The 19466-nt window shown below is 61.4% G+C and carries 14 protein-coding genes; 5 read left to right on the forward strand and 9 right to left on the reverse strand.

The window, feature by feature from the left end:
• From B0G83_RS29595 to acnA, 4 genes are all read left to right on the forward strand, one after another.
• Positions 1-132: citrate/2-methylcitrate synthase (locus B0G83_RS29595; protein ID WP_308701498.1), on the forward strand; the 132-nt coding region annotated here is incomplete at its 5' end.
• A 108-nt stretch (positions 133-240) separates the two neighbouring features.
• On the forward strand, positions 241-750 hold the full coding sequence (locus tag B0G83_RS29600; RefSeq protein WP_105510937.1) for a hypothetical protein: 510 nt from the start codon (positions 241-243) through the stop codon (positions 748-750).
• A gap of 25 nt (positions 751-775) precedes the next feature.
• Positions 776-2227, forward strand: coding sequence for a bifunctional 2-methylcitrate dehydratase/aconitate hydratase (locus B0G83_RS29605; RefSeq protein ID WP_105510938.1), 1452 nt, complete (start codon positions 776-778; stop codon positions 2225-2227).
• Positions 2228-2275: 48 nt separating this feature from the next.
• Positions 2276-4993, forward strand: coding sequence for an aconitate hydratase AcnA (gene acnA, locus B0G83_RS29610; protein WP_105510939.1), 2718 nt, complete (start codon positions 2276-2278; stop codon positions 4991-4993).
• A gap of 166 nt (positions 4994-5159) precedes the next feature.
• Here the strand turns inward: acnA and B0G83_RS39270 are convergent, their stop codons facing one another.
• The 8 genes from B0G83_RS39270 to B0G83_RS29650 form a co-directional block, all read right to left on the reverse strand.
• Positions 5160-5462 (reverse strand): hypothetical protein, encoded by a 303-nt coding sequence (locus B0G83_RS39270; protein WP_258168381.1) that lies wholly within the window; start codon positions 5460-5462, stop codon positions 5160-5162.
• Between the two features lie 758 nt (positions 5463-6220).
• Positions 6221-6889, reverse strand: a complete 669-nt coding sequence (locus B0G83_RS29620; RefSeq protein WP_146120314.1) for a hypothetical protein — start codon at positions 6887-6889, stop codon at positions 6221-6223.
• Between the two features lie 224 nt (positions 6890-7113).
• Positions 7114-7749 (reverse strand): response regulator transcription factor, encoded by a 636-nt coding sequence (locus B0G83_RS29625; RefSeq protein WP_105510942.1) that lies wholly within the window; start codon positions 7747-7749, stop codon positions 7114-7116.
• 235 nt (positions 7750-7984) lie between these two features.
• On the reverse strand, positions 7985-9043 hold the full coding sequence (locus B0G83_RS29630; protein WP_105510943.1) for an OmpA family protein: 1059 nt from the start codon (positions 9041-9043) through the stop codon (positions 7985-7987).
• 154 nt (positions 9044-9197) lie between these two features.
• On the reverse strand, positions 9198-10037 hold the full coding sequence (locus B0G83_RS29635; protein WP_105510944.1) for an ABC transporter permease: 840 nt from the start codon (positions 10035-10037) through the stop codon (positions 9198-9200).
• A gap of 15 nt (positions 10038-10052) precedes the next feature.
• On the reverse strand, positions 10053-11330 hold the full coding sequence (locus B0G83_RS29640) for an ABC transporter permease (RefSeq protein ID WP_374954954.1): 1278 nt from the start codon (positions 11328-11330) through the stop codon (positions 10053-10055).
• A gap of 117 nt (positions 11331-11447) precedes the next feature.
• A complete protein-coding gene (locus tag B0G83_RS29645; RefSeq protein WP_105510946.1) occupies positions 11448-12497 on the reverse strand; it encodes an ABC transporter substrate-binding protein in 1050 nt (349 codons plus the stop codon).
• A 137-nt stretch (positions 12498-12634) separates the two neighbouring features.
• On the reverse strand, positions 12635-13744 hold the full coding sequence (locus B0G83_RS29650; protein ID WP_105510947.1) for an ABC transporter ATP-binding protein: 1110 nt from the start codon (positions 13742-13744) through the stop codon (positions 12635-12637).
• 130 nt (positions 13745-13874) lie between these two features.
• Here B0G83_RS29650 and B0G83_RS29655 point away from each other — a divergent pair, with 130 nt between their 5' ends.
• On the forward strand, positions 13875-15431 hold the full coding sequence (locus tag B0G83_RS29655) for a PLP-dependent aminotransferase family protein (RefSeq protein ID WP_105510948.1): 1557 nt from the start codon (positions 13875-13877) through the stop codon (positions 15429-15431).
• Between the two features lie 78 nt (positions 15432-15509).
• On the opposite strand, the gene B0G83_RS29660 is transcribed toward B0G83_RS29655, so the two are convergent.
• Positions 15510-19310, reverse strand: a complete 3801-nt coding sequence (locus B0G83_RS29660) for a DUF748 domain-containing protein (protein ID WP_105510949.1) — start codon at positions 19308-19310, stop codon at positions 15510-15512.
• Between the last annotated feature and the right edge of the window lie 156 nt (positions 19311-19466).

Genomic DNA, 19466 nt, shown 5'->3' on the forward strand with positions numbered 1-19466 from the left:
GTGATTGCCCGCACGGCCGGCTGGAGCGCGCACATCATCGAGCAGCGGATCGACAACAAGATCATCCGCCCGAGCGCGAATTACACCGGACCGGAGAATTTGAAGTACCTGCCGCTAAATAGGAGAAAATAGCGGCCGCTGTGCGTTTTTAAGGCGCGTGCAGTTCCACCGACGCGGTCGCCTGGACCGGCAGCCCGCGCACTGTTCAACTGAATGAAATTAGATAGAAAGGTTTTCTCCATGAAAAAGCTGATGATCGCCGCCGTGATTGGCGCACTGTCCACGACGATGCTGACCGTCGCGACGGACGCCGCCGCGCAAACGACGACCACGACCACCACCACGACCGCCAAGAAAGCGGTGGCAAAGCGCCCGCAACCGAAGCGCCTGATCAAGCGCAAGGTCAATCCGGCCAAGGAAGCGAAGGTCGATCCGGTACCGGACGGCGCGGAAAAGTGGTCGTGCAACGAAGGTCTGGCTTTCGAACTGAAGGGCGACATGAAGCGTGATCAGATCGTCACGGTTCACTGGGCGAACAAGAACTACAACCTGCCGCGCGAAGCGACCACCACGGGCGCGGACCGTTTCCACGACGCCGCATCGGGTATGGATCTGGTCGTGATCCCGACGAAGGCCATGCTGTTCTCGGATAAGGACAGCTCGCGTCTGGCCGACGAATGCAAGACGGCAGCCATGATCCAGGGTGCACCGGCGCCGACGCAATCGAACGCGATCAACAACTCGAACTAAACAAAGTCGTCAGGAACGCTCCCCGATGTCCGCTCCGATTTCCAACGTACGACCCGACCCAGACCAGGTACTGGTCGATATCGTCGATTACGTTCTGGACTATCCGATCGACAGCGCGCTCGCGCTGGAAACCGCGCGTCACTGTCTGATCGACACGCTCGGCTGCGGACTCGAGGCGCTCACCTACCCGGCCTGCACCAAGCTGATGGGACCGATCGTGCCGGGCACGATCGTCCCCAACGGCGCCAAGGTGCCGGGCACGTCGTTCCAGCTGGATCCGGTTCAGGCCGCCTTCAACATCGGCGCCATGATCCGCTGGCTGGACTTCAACGACACCTGGCTGGCCGCCGAATGGGGGCATCCGTCGGATAACCTCGGCGGCATTCTGGCAACGGCCGACTGGCTGTCGCGCAGCGCCATTGCAGCGGGCAAGCCGCCGCTGGCAATGAAAGACGTGTTGATCGCCATGATCAAGGCGCACGAAATTCAAGGCTGTATCGCGCTCGAAAACTCCTTCAACAAGGTCGGGCTCGATCATGTCCTACTGGTCAAGCTGGCGTCCACGGCGGTGGTCGGGCAACTGCTCGGCCTCTCGCGCGACGAGCTGATCAATGCAGTGTCGCTGGCGCTGGTCGATGGACAGGCGCTGCGCACTTACCGCCATGCGCCGAATACGGGTTCGCGCAAATCGTGGGCCGCCGGCGACGCGACCTCGCGCGCGGTACGCCTCGCGCTGATCGCGAGGACCGGCGAGATGGGCTATCCGTCGGTGCTGACGGCGCCGACGTGGGGCTTTTACGACGTCCTGTTCAAAGGCAACGCGTTCAAGTTTCAGCGACCGTACGCTTCGTACGTGATGGAAAACGTGCTCTTCAAGATTTCTTTTCCGGCAGAATTCCATGCGCAGACTGCGGTGGAAGCGGCGATGACGTTGCATGCGCAACTGGTGGCGCACGGCAAACGCATCGAAGACATCAGCCGGATCACGATTCGCACGCATGAAGCCGCGTTGCGCATCATCGACAAGAAGGGCCCACTGAATAACCCGGCCGACCGCGATCATTGCATTCAGTACATGATCGCCGTGCCGCTGATCCACGGTCGCCTGACGGCCGCGGACTATGAAGATTCGATCGCGCAGGACGCGCGAATCGATGTGCTGCGCGCCAAGATGGCTTGTGTCGAAGACGCGCAGTTCACGAAGGATTACCACGATCCGGAGAAGCGTTCGATCGCCAATGCACTGACGATCGAATTCAACGACGGGTCGTCATTCGACGAAGTCGTGGTCGAATACCCGATCGGTCACAAGCGTCGTCGCGAAGACGGGATTCCGTTGCTGGTCGAGAAGTTCAAGACCAACCTCGCGCGCCGCTTTCCGGTCAGGCAACAACTGGCGATTCTCGACGTGTCGCTGGATCAGGCACGGCTCGAAGCCATGCCGGTCAATGAGTACGTCGATCTGTACGTCATCTAGTCAAGTTAATAAGTACTGTAGTTCCGCGATCAAACCAAGGAAAACACCATGGCCCACAACCTCCACAAAACGCTCAAGGAATTCGACAGCGGTTCCGGCAAAGGCAAGTTCTACTCCCTGCCGCAACTCGGCAAGGCACTGAACATCAAGATCGACCGCCTGCCGGTTTCGATCCGTATCGTGCTGGAATCGGTGCTGCGTAACTACGACGGCAAGAAGATCGCCGAAGAACACATCACGCAACTGGCCAACTGGAAGCCGACCGCATCGCGCGTCGACGAAATCCCGTTCGTCGTGTCGCGCGTGGTGCTGCAAGACTTTACCGGCGTGCCGCTGCTCGCCGACATCGCTGCCATGCGCGGTGTCGCCAAGCACATGGGCAAGGATCCGAAGTCGATCGAGCCGCTGGTCCCGGTCGATCTGGTCGTCGATCACTCGGTGCAGATCGATCACTTCCGCGAAAAGAACGCGCTCGATCTGAACATGAAACTGGAATTCCAGCGCAATAACGAGCGCTACCAGTTCATGAAGTGGGGCATGCAGGCATTCGACACGTTCAAGGTCGTGCCGCCGGGCGTCGGTATCGTTCACCAGGTGAACCTGGAATACCTCGCACGCGGCGTGCACAAGAAGGCTGAAGGCACGGATACGGTGTACTACCCGGATTCGCTGGTCGGTACCGACAGCCACACCACCATGATCAACGGTATTGGCGTGGTGGGCTGGGGCGTGGGCGGTATCGAAGCCGAAGCCGGCATGCTCGGCCAGCCGGTGTACTTCCTGACGCCGGACGTGGTTGGCGTCGAACTGAAGGGCAAGCTGCGCGAAGGTCTGACGGCGACCGATCTGGTCCTGACCGTGACCGAACTGCTGCGTAAAGAAAAGGTGGTCGGCAAGTTCGTCGAGTTCTTCGGCGAAGGCACGAAGTCGCTGTCGCTGCCGGATCGGGCAACGATCGGCAACATGGCGCCGGAATACGGCGCAACCATGGGCTTCTTCCCGGTCGACGAAAAAACCATCGACTACTTCAAGGGCACGGGCCGCACGGACGCGGAAATCTCCGCCTTCGAAAACTACTTCAAGGCACAAGGCCTGTTCGGTATTCCGAAGGCTGGCCAGATCGACTACACGAAGGTCGTCACGCTGGATCTCGGCACGGTGACGCCGTCGCTGGCAGGTCCGAAGCGCCCGCAAGACCGTATCGAAATCGGTCACGTGAAGTCGACCTTCAGCGACCTGTTCTCGAAGCCGGTGGCGGAAAACGGCTTTGCGAAGAAAGAAGCCGATCTGGACGCGCAATACACCACGACCAACGGCGTCGACGTGAAGAACGGCGACATCCTGATCGCCGCGATCACGTCGTGCACGAACACGTCGAACCCGAGCGTGCTGCTGGCCGCTGGCTTGCTGGCGAAGAAGGCGGTCGAAGCGGGTCTGACGGTCGCGCCGCACATCAAGACGTCGCTCGCACCGGGCTCGCGTATCGTCACCGAGTACCTGACGAAGACCGACCTGCTGAAGTACCTCGACAAGCTGGGCTTCACGCTGGCCGCTTACGGTTGCACGACCTGTATCGGTAACGCGGGCGACCTGACGCCGGAACTGAACGAAGCGATCACGAAGAACGACATCGTCGCGGCTGCGGTGCTGTCGGGCAACCGTAACTTCGAAGCGCGGATTCACCCGAACATCCGTGCCAACTTCCTGGCCTCGCCGCCGCTGGTCGTCGCTTATGCGATCGCCGGCAACATCACGCGCGACCTGATGACGGAACCGGTCGGCAAGGGCAAGGGCGGCAAGGACATCTACCTGGGCGACATCTGGCCGACCAGCGAAGAAGTCAACGACCTGCTCAAGTTCGCACTCGACGCCGACGCGTTCCGCAAGAACTACTCGTCGCTGACCAAGAAGGGGGACCTGTGGAGCAAGATCGAAGGAGAAGAAGGTCAAGTCTACGACTGGCCGAAGTCGACCTACATCGCTGAGCCGCCGTTCTTCGGCAAGGACTTCTCGATGACGCCGGCCGACAGCATCGCCGCGGTCAAGGACGCGCGCGCACTGGGCATCTTCGGTGACTCGGTCACGACCGACCACATCAGCCCGGCTGGCTCGATCAAGGAAGACTCGCCGGCAGGCAAGTGGCTGAAGGCAAACGGCGTGCAGAAGGCCGACTTCAACAGCTACGGCTCGCGCCGCGGCAACCACGACGTGATGATGCGCGGCACGTTCGCGAACGTCCGGATCAAGAACCTGATGATCCCGGCGAAGGCAGACGGCACGCGTGTGGAAGGCGGCCTGACGATTCATCAGCCGAGCGGCGAACAGGAATCGATCTACGACGCAGCCATGAAGTACATCGACGCCGGCACGCCGACCATCGTGTTCGCGGGCGAAGAGTACGGCACGGGCTCGTCGCGTGACTGGGCGGCCAAGGGTACACAACTGCTGGGCGTGAAGGCTGTGGTCGCACGCAGCTTCGAGCGGATTCACCGTTCGAACCTGGTCGGCATGGGCGTTCTGCCGCTGCAGTTCAAGGGCTCGGATAGCGTGCAATCGCTCGGCATTACCGGCGAAGAAACGTACGACATCGAAGGCCTGGGTTCGGACTTCAAGCCGCAACAGGAAGTGACGCTGGTGATTCGCGGCAAGGACGGCAAGGAAAAGCGCGTCCAGGTACTGCTGCGTATCGACACGCCGATCGAAGTCGACTACTACAAGCACGGCGGGATTCTGCCGTTCGTGCTGCGTTCGCTGCTGGCGGCTTAAGCAGACCGTTTAGGCTGCTGTTTAGCTGTGTAGTGGCAACGCAAACAGCCATGCTGTTTTGCAGGGGCTGCGTTCTGTGGAAGAGCGCAGCCGACTTTAGAAGCCCGACCGTTGGTCGGGCTTTTTTTATGCGCGGATTTTATGCGCGGTTTCTTTCGGCACGCCGTTACGGCTGGGCGCCCTCGGCGTGGAAGGCGCCGGGGTTATCGGTGATCCGGCGCTGCGTCATGCGGGCATTCCAGTCGCTCCCGGTCTCGCCGGGTGCAAGTCCCGTGGCGCGCAACGTGACATTCGCGCGCCGCTGTCGCGCCGCCCAGTCGAGTAGTGCAGCACGCTCGGCGGTGTCGCGGATGGACGAGGCCTGCTCGGTCCATTCGGCCTGACGCGATACGGCCGGTCTGGTAGCCGAAGGAACCGCGCGGGTCACAGCAACGCGCGCGTCCACTTGCGCGCGGGTCAGGCGCGCCATGGCCACACGCCGGGCGGGTTGGGCAGATTGGGCACGGAGTTTCGTTTCGAGACCGAGGCGAGAAACGTGCGTGACCGGGTGCGCCCCGACGGAGGGCGACATTCGTGCTGGCTCAGCTTTGAGCGCGATTTTCGGCGCCTTGCCGACGGCAGGTGACGCGTTGCTCGCTCGATGCCGGTCTGCATCAGGCGTGGTAGTCACTGACGCGCCTGACGTTTGCGGACGCGCCGTGAGCACGTCTGCCGAACGAGCTTCGGCACGCGCTTTCGGCGAAGCCACGCCTGGGCCGCCTTGCGATGGCACGACGGAGCGTGTTGCCGCGCTGGCCGCTACAGTCGCTGACTTGTTGGCGTCGCGCGTTGCACAGGTCGACAGCAGCCAAGCCAGTGCAATGCCGCAACTCAGAAAAATCGTCGCTCCTACTACATGGTCCGAGCGGGACGAGCGCGGTCGCACCTTGCCCATTTCAAGGTAACGTCGCGCTTCGGCCAACTGCGCATCGAAACGTCCCGAATGATCGCGCTGCGGCGGCAACTTGTAGGAAAAGACAAACTTCGGCTCCGGCGCGGCGGGGTTGCGATGTGTTGCAGGCAATCGGGGGTGAGCCGCGTCCCGAATGGCTTGTTGCGCCTTATCAGGTACCGCTGATGCCGGTTCTTGGTGTAGGGTTGTCCGTACACCGAAAGGCGCCGGCAATCCGCTGAGTAGTTGCGCATTCGGCAACGCCAGATCGCCTTGAATCAAGGCCCAAGGTCGGTTCATCGCGGGGTGCTCCGATGGGCGACGGCCATTGTGTCGAGTTGCATGACCAACGTCCTCACGCGGGTTGTCAGCACGTCGATGGAACTGGCGTTATACGCCGGAGGCGCGGCACTCGTGTGCCGCAACGCTTCCATCAAACTACACGCGCCGACAAGGCCCACCGCCCCGCTCAACCGGTGCAGCACGCTGCGCAAACGATCTGAGTCGCCGTCGCGACGCAGCGCACTGAGGTGCGCGAGGTCTTCATTCATTGCACGGCGCCAGCCCGCCAGAAACGCCTGGAGATCGATACCCTCTTCAGACAGCGCATGAAGATAACGTGCTTCGAAGGGTTCAAAAGACGTGTTCCCCGAGAGGTCCTCCCCGACCGCCGCGTTGAAATAACCTGGCGTTTGCGGATCGGCGTGAGCCAACCCCGACTGCTCGCTCCATGACTCGACGGTGAACGGCGCGGTCAAGCTCGCACGGTGGCCCGGCGTGGCTAGTTGGCGAGGAGTACGCAGTTGACGGGTAGCGTTGTTTGCCTGCTGGGCAGTACGCCGCTGCGCGAGCCGGAATAGACCGGCCCCAGCGAGGGCGGCGACAATCAGCGCCGCGAGCATCAATATCCACGATCGCTGACTTGCCACGTCATGGACGCCATACCGTATCGTATCGATCTGCACGGCGTTCGCCGTGTTGTCGCCCAACGGTAGCGCGTTCGCGCGCATCGACAGCATCCACAGCAAGGCAAATGCGCAGAGACACCCCAATACCGACGCGAGACGGATCGAAGCCAACCCAACAGGGCAAGCATGACCCGCTGAAACATGGCGAACCAGCCACCGCGTACGACCATGCACGCTCGCAAAAGAATGCGACGGGCTCATCTTATTCATAGCAGCGAAACTCAATCGATCAGTCTGTGCAACGAAGCGAACTCAACGAGTGCCGCCAAAGATGAGAGCCCGAGTTTTTCCTGAATGCGGCTCTTGTACGTGCTGACGGTTTTGTCGCTCATGAATAACGCGTCGCCGATCGCCTTATTCGACAGCCCTTTTGCGAGCATTTGAAGAATCACCAGTTCCTTGTCCGACAGCAGACCGATCCGGTCTTCCTCGCCACCCATGAAGACGGCAGGCGCAATGCCGGAGCCGTTGGCATTCACCGGGAAAACCGAGTAGCCCGCCAATACCGCCTCCACGCCGCGCAGTATTTCCTTCATTTCCTGCGACTTGCCGACGAAGCCGTGAACACCGGAACGCATCGCGCGCGGCGCGAAAATAGCCGGATCGTGTCCAGACAAAACCAGCACACGAATCGCCGGATGCGCAAGCTTCAGACGCGGAATCACATCGAGCCCGCTGATGCGCGGAATGTCGAGGTCTAATATGGCAAGTTTCGGTGTGTATTGCCGCGCAAGCTCGACAGCGGTTTGTCCATTGTCGGCTTCGATGACTTCTTCGATACCGAGTAATTGCATAAGCTGCATTTTGATGACCATTCGGAATGCCGGATGATCGTCGATAACCAGAATCGTTGACATGATTGATTTTCCTTTTTGAGAATCCTTTGCCGCACGTATCGTTGACATCACAGGATCTGACGATGCATTGATTCGTGCGGCGCTTTCGCTTGTTCCGAGCATGGAAGACAGAGGATCAGTGAGTGCTACCGCCCCGAAACACGCGAGTGGCGGCTATCGCGTCGCGAGTAAAACATCCCGCGCTTCAGGTTGGCGACCCTGTTTCGCACAGAGATATGCTCGACAGAAGAGTGCGCTAGGACGCCGCGCCCACCAGCGCTATCTCGACACGACGGTTTGGCGCGAGACACTGCACCAACGCGTCCCGCTTGCTCTGATGGCATTCAACCCGCTGATTGGCACTGCCTCGACCACGCGCGGTAATCGGCAATGTCACGCCATGCGCACGCAGATATCGTTCGACGGTTTGAGCACGTTGCGTGGACAACCACGCGTTGTGAGCGGCGGCGCCAAGACGGTCTGCATAGCCGGTGACCTGCAATCCGCGGACGGCCGGAGCGCTTCCAAGTGCGCTCACCACACCATCGAGTTGACGCTGACCATCCGGCGTTATCGAGGCTTCGTTGAAACGGAACAGCGAATCCGTCCGCAGCGTGATGGTTTGCGGCGCTTTTGACGATGAAGCCGATGCGGGTGCAGATACCAACGTGGCCTGCTTGCATCGCACCGCCGTTTCCGCCGATTTACGCAGGTTGTCTTCGACTTCAGGCAAGCGCTTCTCAGCATGGGCGAAACTGCGTATCCATGCGTCATGCCCTGCCTGCATCAGTTCGACCTCGGCGCAGGCGAGCGGCGGCTGGGCTTGCGGACATTGAGCAAGCGCTGGATCTGCCTTGATCGCGTTAACAATTGCCCACAAATCAGGGCGTACCGTGGACACGGTGCGCAACGCTGGATTCGCGGCGGATAACGGTGTGCCGTGCTCAACGCCGATCGTGATCGTTGCGGCCTGGCCGATCGCCTCTTCGACGAAACCCCATTGGTCGTGCGTTTCTCGCGCCTGCTGAGCGGCGTCCAGCCAGCATTGCGCCTTCGCATGAAAGTAGCCGTTGCTGTTACCGGGCACCCGATCGAGGCGCTCCCGCAACGACACCATCGCGGTGCGACTGTTCGCGATCGGCGCGTAGGCGTTGATCCATTGCGAGTTGGCCGCACCCGCAGGTTCGTCCTGCGTGGCGCCAATGCCCGTTCTCAACACTGACGTGTCTTCGATACCCAGTCGCTCACGCGCAGCATGGTCCGCGCAGCCCGTTAAGGCCAGCGCGCAGACAAGCATTGTTAGCTGGAATTTCATTGACTGTCTGCGTCGAGCGCATCTTCCTGAAGAGGGCTCAGAGTATGAACAGACGCAGACACACGGGGAATGGGAACAATCTTAGAAACGGTTCGGAACTTTGCAGAATGTAAGGAACCTTAAATATCTCATGCGGCGATGTCGCTCATGCGCCTCATGCTTTGACCGCACGTGCGGCATTGCGGCCTCGCAACCATTCGAGCGCCAACAGAAGACCCGTCGAAAACACGATCAGAATCGTTGCCAGCGCTGCAATGGTTGGGCTGATGTTCTCGCGAATGCCGGTGAACATCTGGCGCGGCAACGTGGTCTGATCCGCGCCGGCAAGGAATAGTGTGACGACGACTTCATCGAACGATGTCGCGAACGCGAACAACGCACCCGAGATCACGCCCGGCGCGATCACCGGCAACGTAACGCGAAAAAACGTCTTCACCGGATTCGCACCCAGCGACAAACTGGCGCGCACCAGGTTGTAATTGAATCCCTGCAACGTGGCCGCAACCGTCGTGACGACAAAGGGCACGCCGAGCGACGCGTGCGCAAGAATCAGCCCGATATAGGTGTTGGCCAACCCGAGCGGCGCAAAGAACAGGTACATGCCGACGCCGACCACTACCACGGGCACGATCATCGGCGAGATCAGTATGGCCATCAGCAGCCCTTTGCCGCGGAAATTCGCTTTGGTCAGGCCGATCGCCGCCAGGGTGCCGAGTACCGTCGCGACCACCGTCGCCGACGGCGCCACGATGAAACTGTTTTTGGCGGCCGTGCGCCATTCATCGGATGCCAGCAGGTTCTGATACCAGCGCAGCGACCAGCCCGGGATCGGATACACCAGAAATGTGCTCGACGAAAACGACAACGGCACGATGGCCAATACCGGCAGGATGAGATATAGCAGCGTCAGCACGGCCAACGCGCGCAGCGCGAAATACCACACGCGTTCCACCATCGACGTATGCGGCGCGAACAAAGGCTTGGCAAGTTTCATCGCAATAGACTCCGTTCAGCCAAGGCTCAATGACGAACGCGTGAAGCGTCCATAAATCACGTACAGCACGAGCGTTGCGGCGAGCAGCAGACCGCCGAGCGCGCACGCCATGCCCCAGTTGATCGTCACGTTGGTGAAGTACGCGACGTAGTAGCTGACCATCTGATCGCCCGGTCCCCCGAGCAAAGCCGGCGTGATGTAATAGCCGATCGCGAGAATGAACACCAGCAAGGCGCCCGCGCCGATGCCCGGATACGTCTGCGGCACATAGACGCGCCAGAACGCGGCGAACGGATGGCTGCCGAGCGACACTGCCGCGCGCTGATACGTGGGCGGGATCGATTTCATCACGCTGTACAGCGGCAGGATCATGAACGGCAGCAGAATGTGCGTCATCGAAATGTAGACGCCGGTGCGGTTGAACAGCAGCGCGAGCGGATCGTGAATCAGGCCGGTTGCGATCAGCGCTTTATTCACTAGCCCCTCGCTTTGCAGAATCACGATCCATGCCGCCACGCGTACGAGAATCGAGGTCCAGAATGGAATCAGCACGAGAATCATCACCAGATTCGCGCGCCGCTCGGACAGCGTCGAAATCCAGTACGCGAGCGGATAACCGAGCAGCAGCGCGAATAACGTGACGGCCGCGCCGATCACGAAGGTGCGGCTGAACACGGCGAGGTAGATTTGCTGATCGGGATCGGTCGGGATGATATGACCGAACGCGTCCTGTTTATGGTCTAGCGAAGCGAGCAGGTAGAACGCCGAATACGCGCCCGAGTTCTTTGCAATGGCTTGCCAATACGTGACGTCGTTCCAACGTTCGTCCAGTTCGACGAATTTCGCGTGGACCTGAGCAGGCGTCAGTTGCAGCGGCTTGTTGTTGTCGTCGACAAACGGCATGGCACGCGCGGACTTGGCGACCAGCGAACGATAACCGGGAATCTCCACGTTGAGGCGGCGTGCGAGCGCGCCCATGCCGTCGCCGTCCGCGACGGCGGTGAGATCGGTAGCCAGTGCCGCATAGGCAGCGTCCGGCGGCGGCGTTTTGCGGTCCCACGCGCTCAGCGCATGCAGCGTATGCGGCAGCGCGCCGACCACTTCCGGATTTTGTGCCGCGCGCGTCAACAACGCGCCAATCGGCACGACAAAAATCAGCAGCAGGAAAATGGCGAGCGGCGCGATCAACAGCAGGGCCATGGCCCGCTTTTTCGATTCCGCGGCCTTCAGTTCACGCTTGAGTCGGCCACTTGCTTCAGGCGTCGAATCGGCGGCGATCGTCATCGTAGTCACACCTGTCTCCGTCTAGCCGTTCGCGCACCTCTAGCCGATTTGCGCGAACGTTTCATTGCATCGATACGGCGCGGCCCTGCATCCATCGAGCCGCGCCTTCTCATATCCAACTGGTTTTTACTTCGAAGCCCACGACGAGAACCGCTGCTCCAGTTCATCGCCATGATCGGTCCAGAACGCGAGGTTCTGCAGCACGGCGTTCTTGCCGTTGGCCGGCGAGTTCGGCAGATTGGCGAGCGTCTTCGCGTCGAGCGCCTTGATGGCCGTCACATTCACCGGACCATAGGCGATGTTATGCGCGTAGTCCTGCTGCGGCTTCGACGAGATCGAATAAGCAATGTACTTCTCGGCCAGCGCTTTGTTCGGCGTGCCCTTCGGAATCGCCCAATAGTCGAGGTCGTAGATGCTGCCGTTCCAGACCACCTTGAGGTTCTTGCCTTCGCGCTGCGCGGCGTCGATCCGGCCGTTGTACGCGGTGGACATCACCACGTCGCCCGCCACGAGGAATTGCGGCGGCTGCGCGCCTGCTTCCCACCATTGAATATTCGGCTTCAACTCGTCGAGCTTCTTGAATGCACGGTCCTGGCCTTCCTTCGTGGCGAGCACCTTGTAGACGTCTTTCGGCGGCACGCCGTCGGCCATCAGCGCGAATTCGAGGTTGTAGCGCGCGCCCTTGCGCATTGCGCGTTTGCCCGGGAATTTCTTCACGTCCCAGAAGTCGGCCCAGCCGGTCGGCGCGGTTTTCAGCTTGTCGGCGTTATACGCGAGCGCCGTGGACCACACGAAAAAGCCGACGCCGCACGTTTGCGGCGCTTCGGGAATCAGATCCGACTTCTTGCCGAGCTTCGACCAGTCGAGCTTCTCGTACAGGCCTTCATCGCAGCCACGGCCGATGTCGCCCGATTCGACTTCCACCACGTCCCAATTCACATGCTTGGCTTCGACCATGGCCTTCACTTTGGCCTGCTCGCCGTTGTATTCGACGGCGGTCACTTTGTTGCTGGTCTGCGTTTCGAACGGCTGGTTGAACGCCGCCTTCTGCGCGTCGCCATTCGCGCCGCCAAAGTTGACGACCGTCAGTTCGGCGGCATTGACTTGCGCGGCGCCCAGCGCGAGCGCGACAGCACCGACAGCGATGGCGCAGCGCGATTTCACGATCTTGCTCATGGTGTGTTGCTCTCCTTGGGTGATGTGCTTCAAATCTGTGTACGACGCGGTTTTGTTATGTGCTGCTGGGAAGACCTACGCACGTAGGGCGCATTGCACGCCCGGCGTGTTCACTACATTCAATACGCTCAACGTCTTTAAGCTTCGGCAAAAACCCGCAGGTGCTCCGGTGCGAACTCCAGTGCGACCGGTGCGCCAGGTGCAAAGGTATCGAGCGCCGCCGTGCCGAGCGGCACCTTCACGAAACATTCGTCCTGCTGCGGCAAACCGCAGCGCATCCGCACGTGGTCGCCGAAATAGATCAGCCCGCGCGCTTCGCCGCTTAGCGCGTTGGCGCCGGCGCGCCACTCACCGTTCGGCGTGCCATTGGCCAGCTTCATGCGCTCGGGCCGGATACACGCGACCGCCGACGCACCCGCTCGCGCGCCGCCGATATTGCGGCCGGTGAGACGCGTACCGTCGCTCAGATGAAACTCGCAGAACTCGCCGTCGACATTCGCGATCGTGCCGCGCAACTTGTTGCTGTCGCCGATAAAGTTGGCGACGAACTCGTTGCACGGCGATTCGTACAGACGATCCACGGTATCGAGTTGCTGCACGATGCCTTTATCGAACACGGCGACGCGATCGGACATGGTCAGCGCTTCACCTTGATCGTGCGTGACGTACACGAAGGTGACGCCGAGCTTCTCGTGCAATGACTTGAGCTCGTACTGCATGTGTTCGCGCAACTGTTTGTCCAGCGCGCCGAGCGGTTCGTCCATCAGCACGAGCTTCGGTTCGAACACCAGGGCACGGGCGAGCGCGATACGCTGCTGCTGGCCGCCCGACAACTGCGCCGGATAGCGCTTCGCGAAGCTCTCCATGCGCACCATTTTCAGCGCGTTATTTGTGCGTTCCGCACGCTCCTGCGCCGAAACCTTGCGCACGGTCAACGGATACGCGACGTTCTGCTCGACGGTGAGGTGCGGAAACAGCGCGTAGTTCTGAAACACCATGCCGATGTTGCGCTTATGCGGCGGCACCGTATTGAGCAACGTGCCGTCGAGCCAGATCTCGCCGCCGGTGGGAAATTCGAAACCCGCCAGCATCATCAGGCAAGTGGTTTTGCCTGAACCCGACGGTCCGAGCAGCGTCAGGAATTCGCCCTGATAGATGTCCAGATCGAGCTGTTTGACGACCAGCGTTTCGCCGTCGTAGGTCTTGCGCACGCCGCGAAAGCTGACGATCACGTCATCGGTTTTCATCGCTCCAGTCTCCTCTGCGATCCAGCTGGCTCCCCCTGCAAAACAGCGGGATTGTGTCAATTGCGTGGCTCACTATAGACCGTTACGGTTCTACAATATGGAACCATTTCATTATTCCGGATAGAACCACTTGGACACCGTGATCTTGTCGGATTGGCTCGCCGCGAGGCTCGACCGCACGGCCGCCGAACCGGTCTACAGACAGACGTTGCGGCTGATGCAGCAGGCCATTCTGACCGGCCAGCTGCCGCCCGGCACCAAGCTGCCGAGTTCACGCACGCTCGCCGAAGACCTCGGCATTGCGCGCAATACGGTGCTGCACGTCTACGATCAGTTGACCGCCGAAGGCTACGTGATTTCAACCACCGGCAGCGGCACCTATGTCGCGGACACGAGACCGGACACGGCCGCGATGAACACGCGCAAACAGCCCCTGGTAGCGAGTGTCGACACGCCGACGCGTCCCGCCGCAGACTCGCTGCCACCACCGCCGTCGCCGAAACGCGATCTCGGCGACCTGTCGGCGCGTGGGCGCCGGCTGATCGACAAAGCGGGCGTATCCGCCAAGCAATGGGGTGCATTCATGCCGGGCGTGCCCGACGTCGCCGAATTTCCGGCGCGTACGTGGAGCCGCCTGCAGGCCAGGTTGTGGAAAGAGGCCAATCCCGATCTGCTCACTTACGCGCCGGGCGGCGGATATCGACCCTTGCGGCGTGCGCTGTCGGACTATCTGCGCGTGGCGCGCTCGGTGAACTGCACGCCCGATCAGATCATCATCACCACGGGTATTCACCAGTCGATCGATCTGGCGGTGCGTTTATTGACCGACGTCGGCGATCGCGCGTGGGTCGAGGAGCCCTGCTATTGGGGCGCGCGCAGTGTGCTGCAGTCGTCGGGGATCACGCTGGTGCCGGTGCCCGTGGACGCTGAAGGTCTGAATCCGCGTGAACAAGATTTGCAACAGCCGCCGCGTCTCGCGCTCGTCACGCCATCGCATCAATATCCGCTCGGTATGGTGATGAGCCTCGCGCGGCGCCGCACGCTGCTCGAATACGCGCGTCAGCACAACGTCTGGATTATCGAAGACGACTACGACAGTGAATTCCGCTACGGCAGCCGTCCGCTCGCATCGCTGCAAGGACTCGACGAAGCCGGCCAGGTGATCTACGTGGGCAGCCTCGGGAAGATGCTGTTTCCGGGCTTGCGGATTGGCTACATGATCGCGCCGGAGCATCTCGTGGAGACCTTCCGGACCGGCGTCGCGGAGTTGTATCGCGAGGGACAGTTGATGCAGCAGGCGGTGATGACGGACTTCATCATGGACGGCCATCTCACGTCGCACGTTCGGCGCATGCGCGCGTTGTACGGCGAGCGCAGGCAGATTCTGATCGACGCGATCACGGCGCGCTTCGGCAACGAACTGCCGGTCATGGGCGACGAAGCCGGTTTGCATCTGGTGCTCGGTTTGCCGGATCACGCGAACGATCGCGCGGTGACTGCCGCCGCTTTCGATGCCGGCGTGATCGTGCGTCCGCTCGCCAGCTACTACAGCAGCGATACGCCCGCGCGGCGCGGTTTGCTGCTGGGCTATGCGTGCGTGCCGAACGAGAAGATCGGCCCCGCGTTCGACACGCTCGCGCGGGTGATCGAGCAGACCGCGCTGAAGAAGCCGACGCGCGCCGCCTGAATCTGCGGCGGCACGCGTTGCGTGACTTCGAGTGCCATGGCGCGCTCGGGGCAGCGCGCAGCGCTCGCCGCGATCACGTTACTTCAAGCCGAAATCGACCCGCGTGGTCGCGCCCTTGTCCTTGATACCGTCGGCATTCAGCTTCGGCGCAACGATAAACACACGGCTGCTGTCGATCTTGCCGTCCAGATACTGCTGCACGCTCTGCGCCCGCTGCTGCGCGAGCTGACGCAGGCTGGCGTCGTCGATCGGTGCGTTGGCGGCGATCGCGCTCTTCATTTCATCGTCCGGCAAGCTCTTGGTCAGACCGACGAAATTGCGCGGCTTCTTGAAGTCGGCGGACTTGTAGGCCTTGGTCAAATACTTGTCGTAATCCTTCGGATCGACCGTGACCGTCGACAGATCGACGCTCTCGCCGTTGCCCACCACGTCCTTGATCTTCTGCTGCTTGACCAGACGGTCCACATATTGCGTGCGCAACGCGGGTTCGTCGACAGCGGGGTCGACGCGGCCGATCAGGTCCATCTTCACCGACGTCTTGTCGGCCAGCGCCTTGACGATCGTGTCGAGCTTCTTGTTGTCCGCGTCAGTGAGTTTCGCGGAGCCCGGCTCGAATTCGACATAGCCCAATTCCTCGCCACCACCGCCGAACGCGTTGGCGATCAGCGAGAACGGTGCAGTCACCGCCTTCTGCAGCAGGTTAAGCACCGCGTGCCAGATTAGCCCACCAACGCTGAACTCAGGATTCGACAACGACCCCGAGACCGGCAGATTCACGTCGATTTCACCGCGCGAATTCTTCAGCAGCGAGATCGCGAGACGCACCGGTAGTTTGGTTGCCGTATCGTTCTGCACGTGGTCGCCGAACGTGAGTTGATCGATGAACAGGTGATTGTTCGCGTTCAGCTGATCGTTATCGAGCTTGTAGTGCAGATCGACGTTCAGCTTGCCCTTGGTGATCGGATAGCCTGCATATTTCGCGGAATACGGCGTGAGGTTGGTCAGCTCGATATCGTGCGCGCTCGCCGTCAGATCGAGCGCCGGTTTCGCGATCAGCGGATTGACCGTGCCGCGAATCGATAGCGGACCGTTGGCCGCCAGTTTCGCGGCGACATCGACCGGCGCGGCGGTCGTGGACTGCGTGCCGAACGCGCCGATCGTGCCCGTAATGCCGACCAGATTCGCCGTGAAATTCGGCTTGATGAAGTTGTCCGTGTAGGTCACGCGGCCTTGCTGCAAGACCAGTTGACCGAAGTGCAACTTGACCGGGCTTTGCGGCGGCGTAGCGGCTGTCACGGCGGCGGGCGCGGCGGGGGTAGCCGACGAAGCCGGTGCGGATGCGGACGCAGCCTCCACCGCCGGCGCTTGCGGCGTCAGCGGCACCGGCTCGGCGCCGCTCTTGTCGCGCGTCAGTGACTGGGGCGCGCCGCTTTCATGCGCGACCACGTCCTTGAGGTTGAGCTTGCCTTGTGCGTCGAGCAGCACGCGTCCGTAGAACTTCGTGAAGGTGACTTTGCCCGCATCAACCTCCGTGCCGCGCTCGTCGTAGTCGGCTTTGAGGTTGGTCAGCGCGAGCGAGCCCCAGCCCGCGAACGGGTCGGAAGTCGCCTTGTCGAGCATCCGCACGTCGACCAGCGCCATGTCGCCGTGATAGTTGGCCTTCAGCGACTTCGCCTGGCTCAGCGCAAGTTCGCCGTTCGCGTTGAGCAACGCGCTCGCGATCACCGCGTTGAGCTTGCTGCCAAAGTACGGCTCGAAAGCCGCCGCGTCGAGCCGGTTCGCGTTCACCTTGACCGCGACCTTGAGCGGCGTGGCCGTGACGTCGCCCTTCACGCCGAGCGTGCCTTTCTTGTTCAACGTGGCCTGCAGATCGATCGGCAGCGGACGGCTGAGGTCGTCGCTAATCTGCTGCACTTTCAGTTGCAACGGCGTGATGCTCAGGCGCACCGGTTGTGGCGTGGTGTTGTCGGTGAAATTGGCGGTCGCGTCTTTCAGGTTCAATTCGCCGATCTTGTAGTGCCACACGGGCCCTTGCGCCTGCGCCTTCTTGACCGCGTGAATCGCCGTGCGCTGCTGCTCGGCTTCATGCGGACCGGCCAGCGACGTGAGATTGATGCTGCCGTCTTTCAGGCGTTGCGCGTCGACCGAAAGACCGGTCGTATCGACGCTCGTGATGTCCGCCGTGCGTGCCGCCACGTCCACCTGCTTGATCGCCACGTGCGCCTGCGCGAGCGCGACGAGCGGCTGCCTGCTGCCGCGCGCCGCCAGCTTTAGCGATTGCAGATCGAGCTGCGTGTCGTCGACCATCACGGCGACCGGCGCTTTCGACCAGTTCGCGCCGAGATTCACGGTGGCGGACAGCGCGCCGTCGGTCACTTGCGCGGCGGTTGCGGTGTCGATATACGGCTGCAGCAGCGGCAGCTTCAGCGACTTCAGATCGAGCTTCGCGCTCGCGGTCTTCGCGACGAGGCCGAACGCACCCGCCACACCAAGCGAACCGGCGCCGTCCTTGAAATCGGTATTCAGCGTGTAATGCGCCGGTGCGGTGGCGAGCGTCGAGAAATCGGTCAGCGTCACAGCCAGTTTTTGCAGACCGAGATCGACGGGGCGCGAGGCGGCTTCGTCGTGAACGTTCACGGTGCCGTCATTCAGCGCGAGGCGTTTGATCGCCAGATCCAGCGGCGGCGCAACCGTTTCCGTTGCAGCGGCGCCGGATGCGATAGCCGGTGCGCTGGCCGTCGTGGCCGACGAGGCGGCAGCCGAGGCTGAGGCCGACGATGCCGAGGCTGTCGCCGGAGCAGACGCCGACGGCGCAGGCGCGAACATGTGCTCGACACTCAACACACCGTCTTTGTCGCGCGCCAGCTCGGCGCTCGGCGCGTCGATGCGGATCTCATCGAAGTGATAGAGGCTCTTCAACGGCTCCAGCGTCGCGGCCGCCACGTGCACCGCATGGGCCGCGAAGAACGGCGCCTTGCCCTGATCCCGCACGTCCACGTCGATCATATCGACGGTGCCGGCCACACGCAGCGACGGCGCGTCGTTGGAGATCACGAAGTTGAGTTTGAGGTCGGTGGACAGCTTGCCGGACTGCACGATCACCGGCAGTTTGGTCGGCACATACGACATGAGCTTGGGCACGTCGAGCCCGTCGAAGCGCAGCGACACTTCCGATTCGCGTGACGTGGCGAACGGCTTGGTCTTGCCGTCGATCGCCAGCGGACTGCCGTCGATCCGCGCGCGCAGCAACGGCTCGACGAAGATGTCGGTTTTCGACGGCAACGTGGCGATAAACGGAATCCCGAGCTTCCATTGATCGATCACATGGGTCACACCGAGCAGCTTATCGTCGAACGTGATCTGGCCGTTTTCGAGGCGAATATTCGACACGGAGAACAGCGTCGGCTTGCTATCGGGGCTGGTCGGCTGTTTCGAGAATTTGTCGATCAGGTCGGTGAAATTGAAACGCTGCGCGTCGTAACGAACAATATGAAAACGCGGCGAATCGAGCTGCACTTCGTCGACGATCGGCGCCGCGCGAAACAGCGAACTCCACGACGCCTGCACGATAAGCCGCGAAATATCGACGAAATCGCCCGCGCCGTCTTTATCGCCGATATGCACGCGGTCGGCTTCGAGTCGAAGCGTATAGGGATTGAGCGCAATCCTGCCAATGGTGGCTGGACGGTCGAGCTGTTTGCCGAGCTGTTGCTCGGCAATATGGCGAATCAGCGGCGGTGCCGCGAAGAAGCCGAGCAGACCGAACACTACGATGAAAATGAGCAGGCCGATCAGGACACGCCGGGTCCGGCGCGACTGCGCGACATCGCGCACGGTCTGCATGGAGGATGCTAATGATGCTTTGTTGAGGCTTGCCATGCTCGGTCTTGGGTAGTGCGGCGGCAAGCCCGCCGCGAAAACGAAAATCCCGCAAGCGGCAGTATAAGTCGTGAATCTGGTGGGGGATAGAAATGTAAGCCGGGGCTTACACAATCGCTGACGCGATTAAAAGTTTATGCCCGCCGTTTTACAACG

The organism is Paraburkholderia sp. BL21I4N1 (assembly GCF_002973525.1).
Classification (GTDB): Bacteria; Pseudomonadota; Gammaproteobacteria; order Burkholderiales; family Burkholderiaceae; genus Paraburkholderia.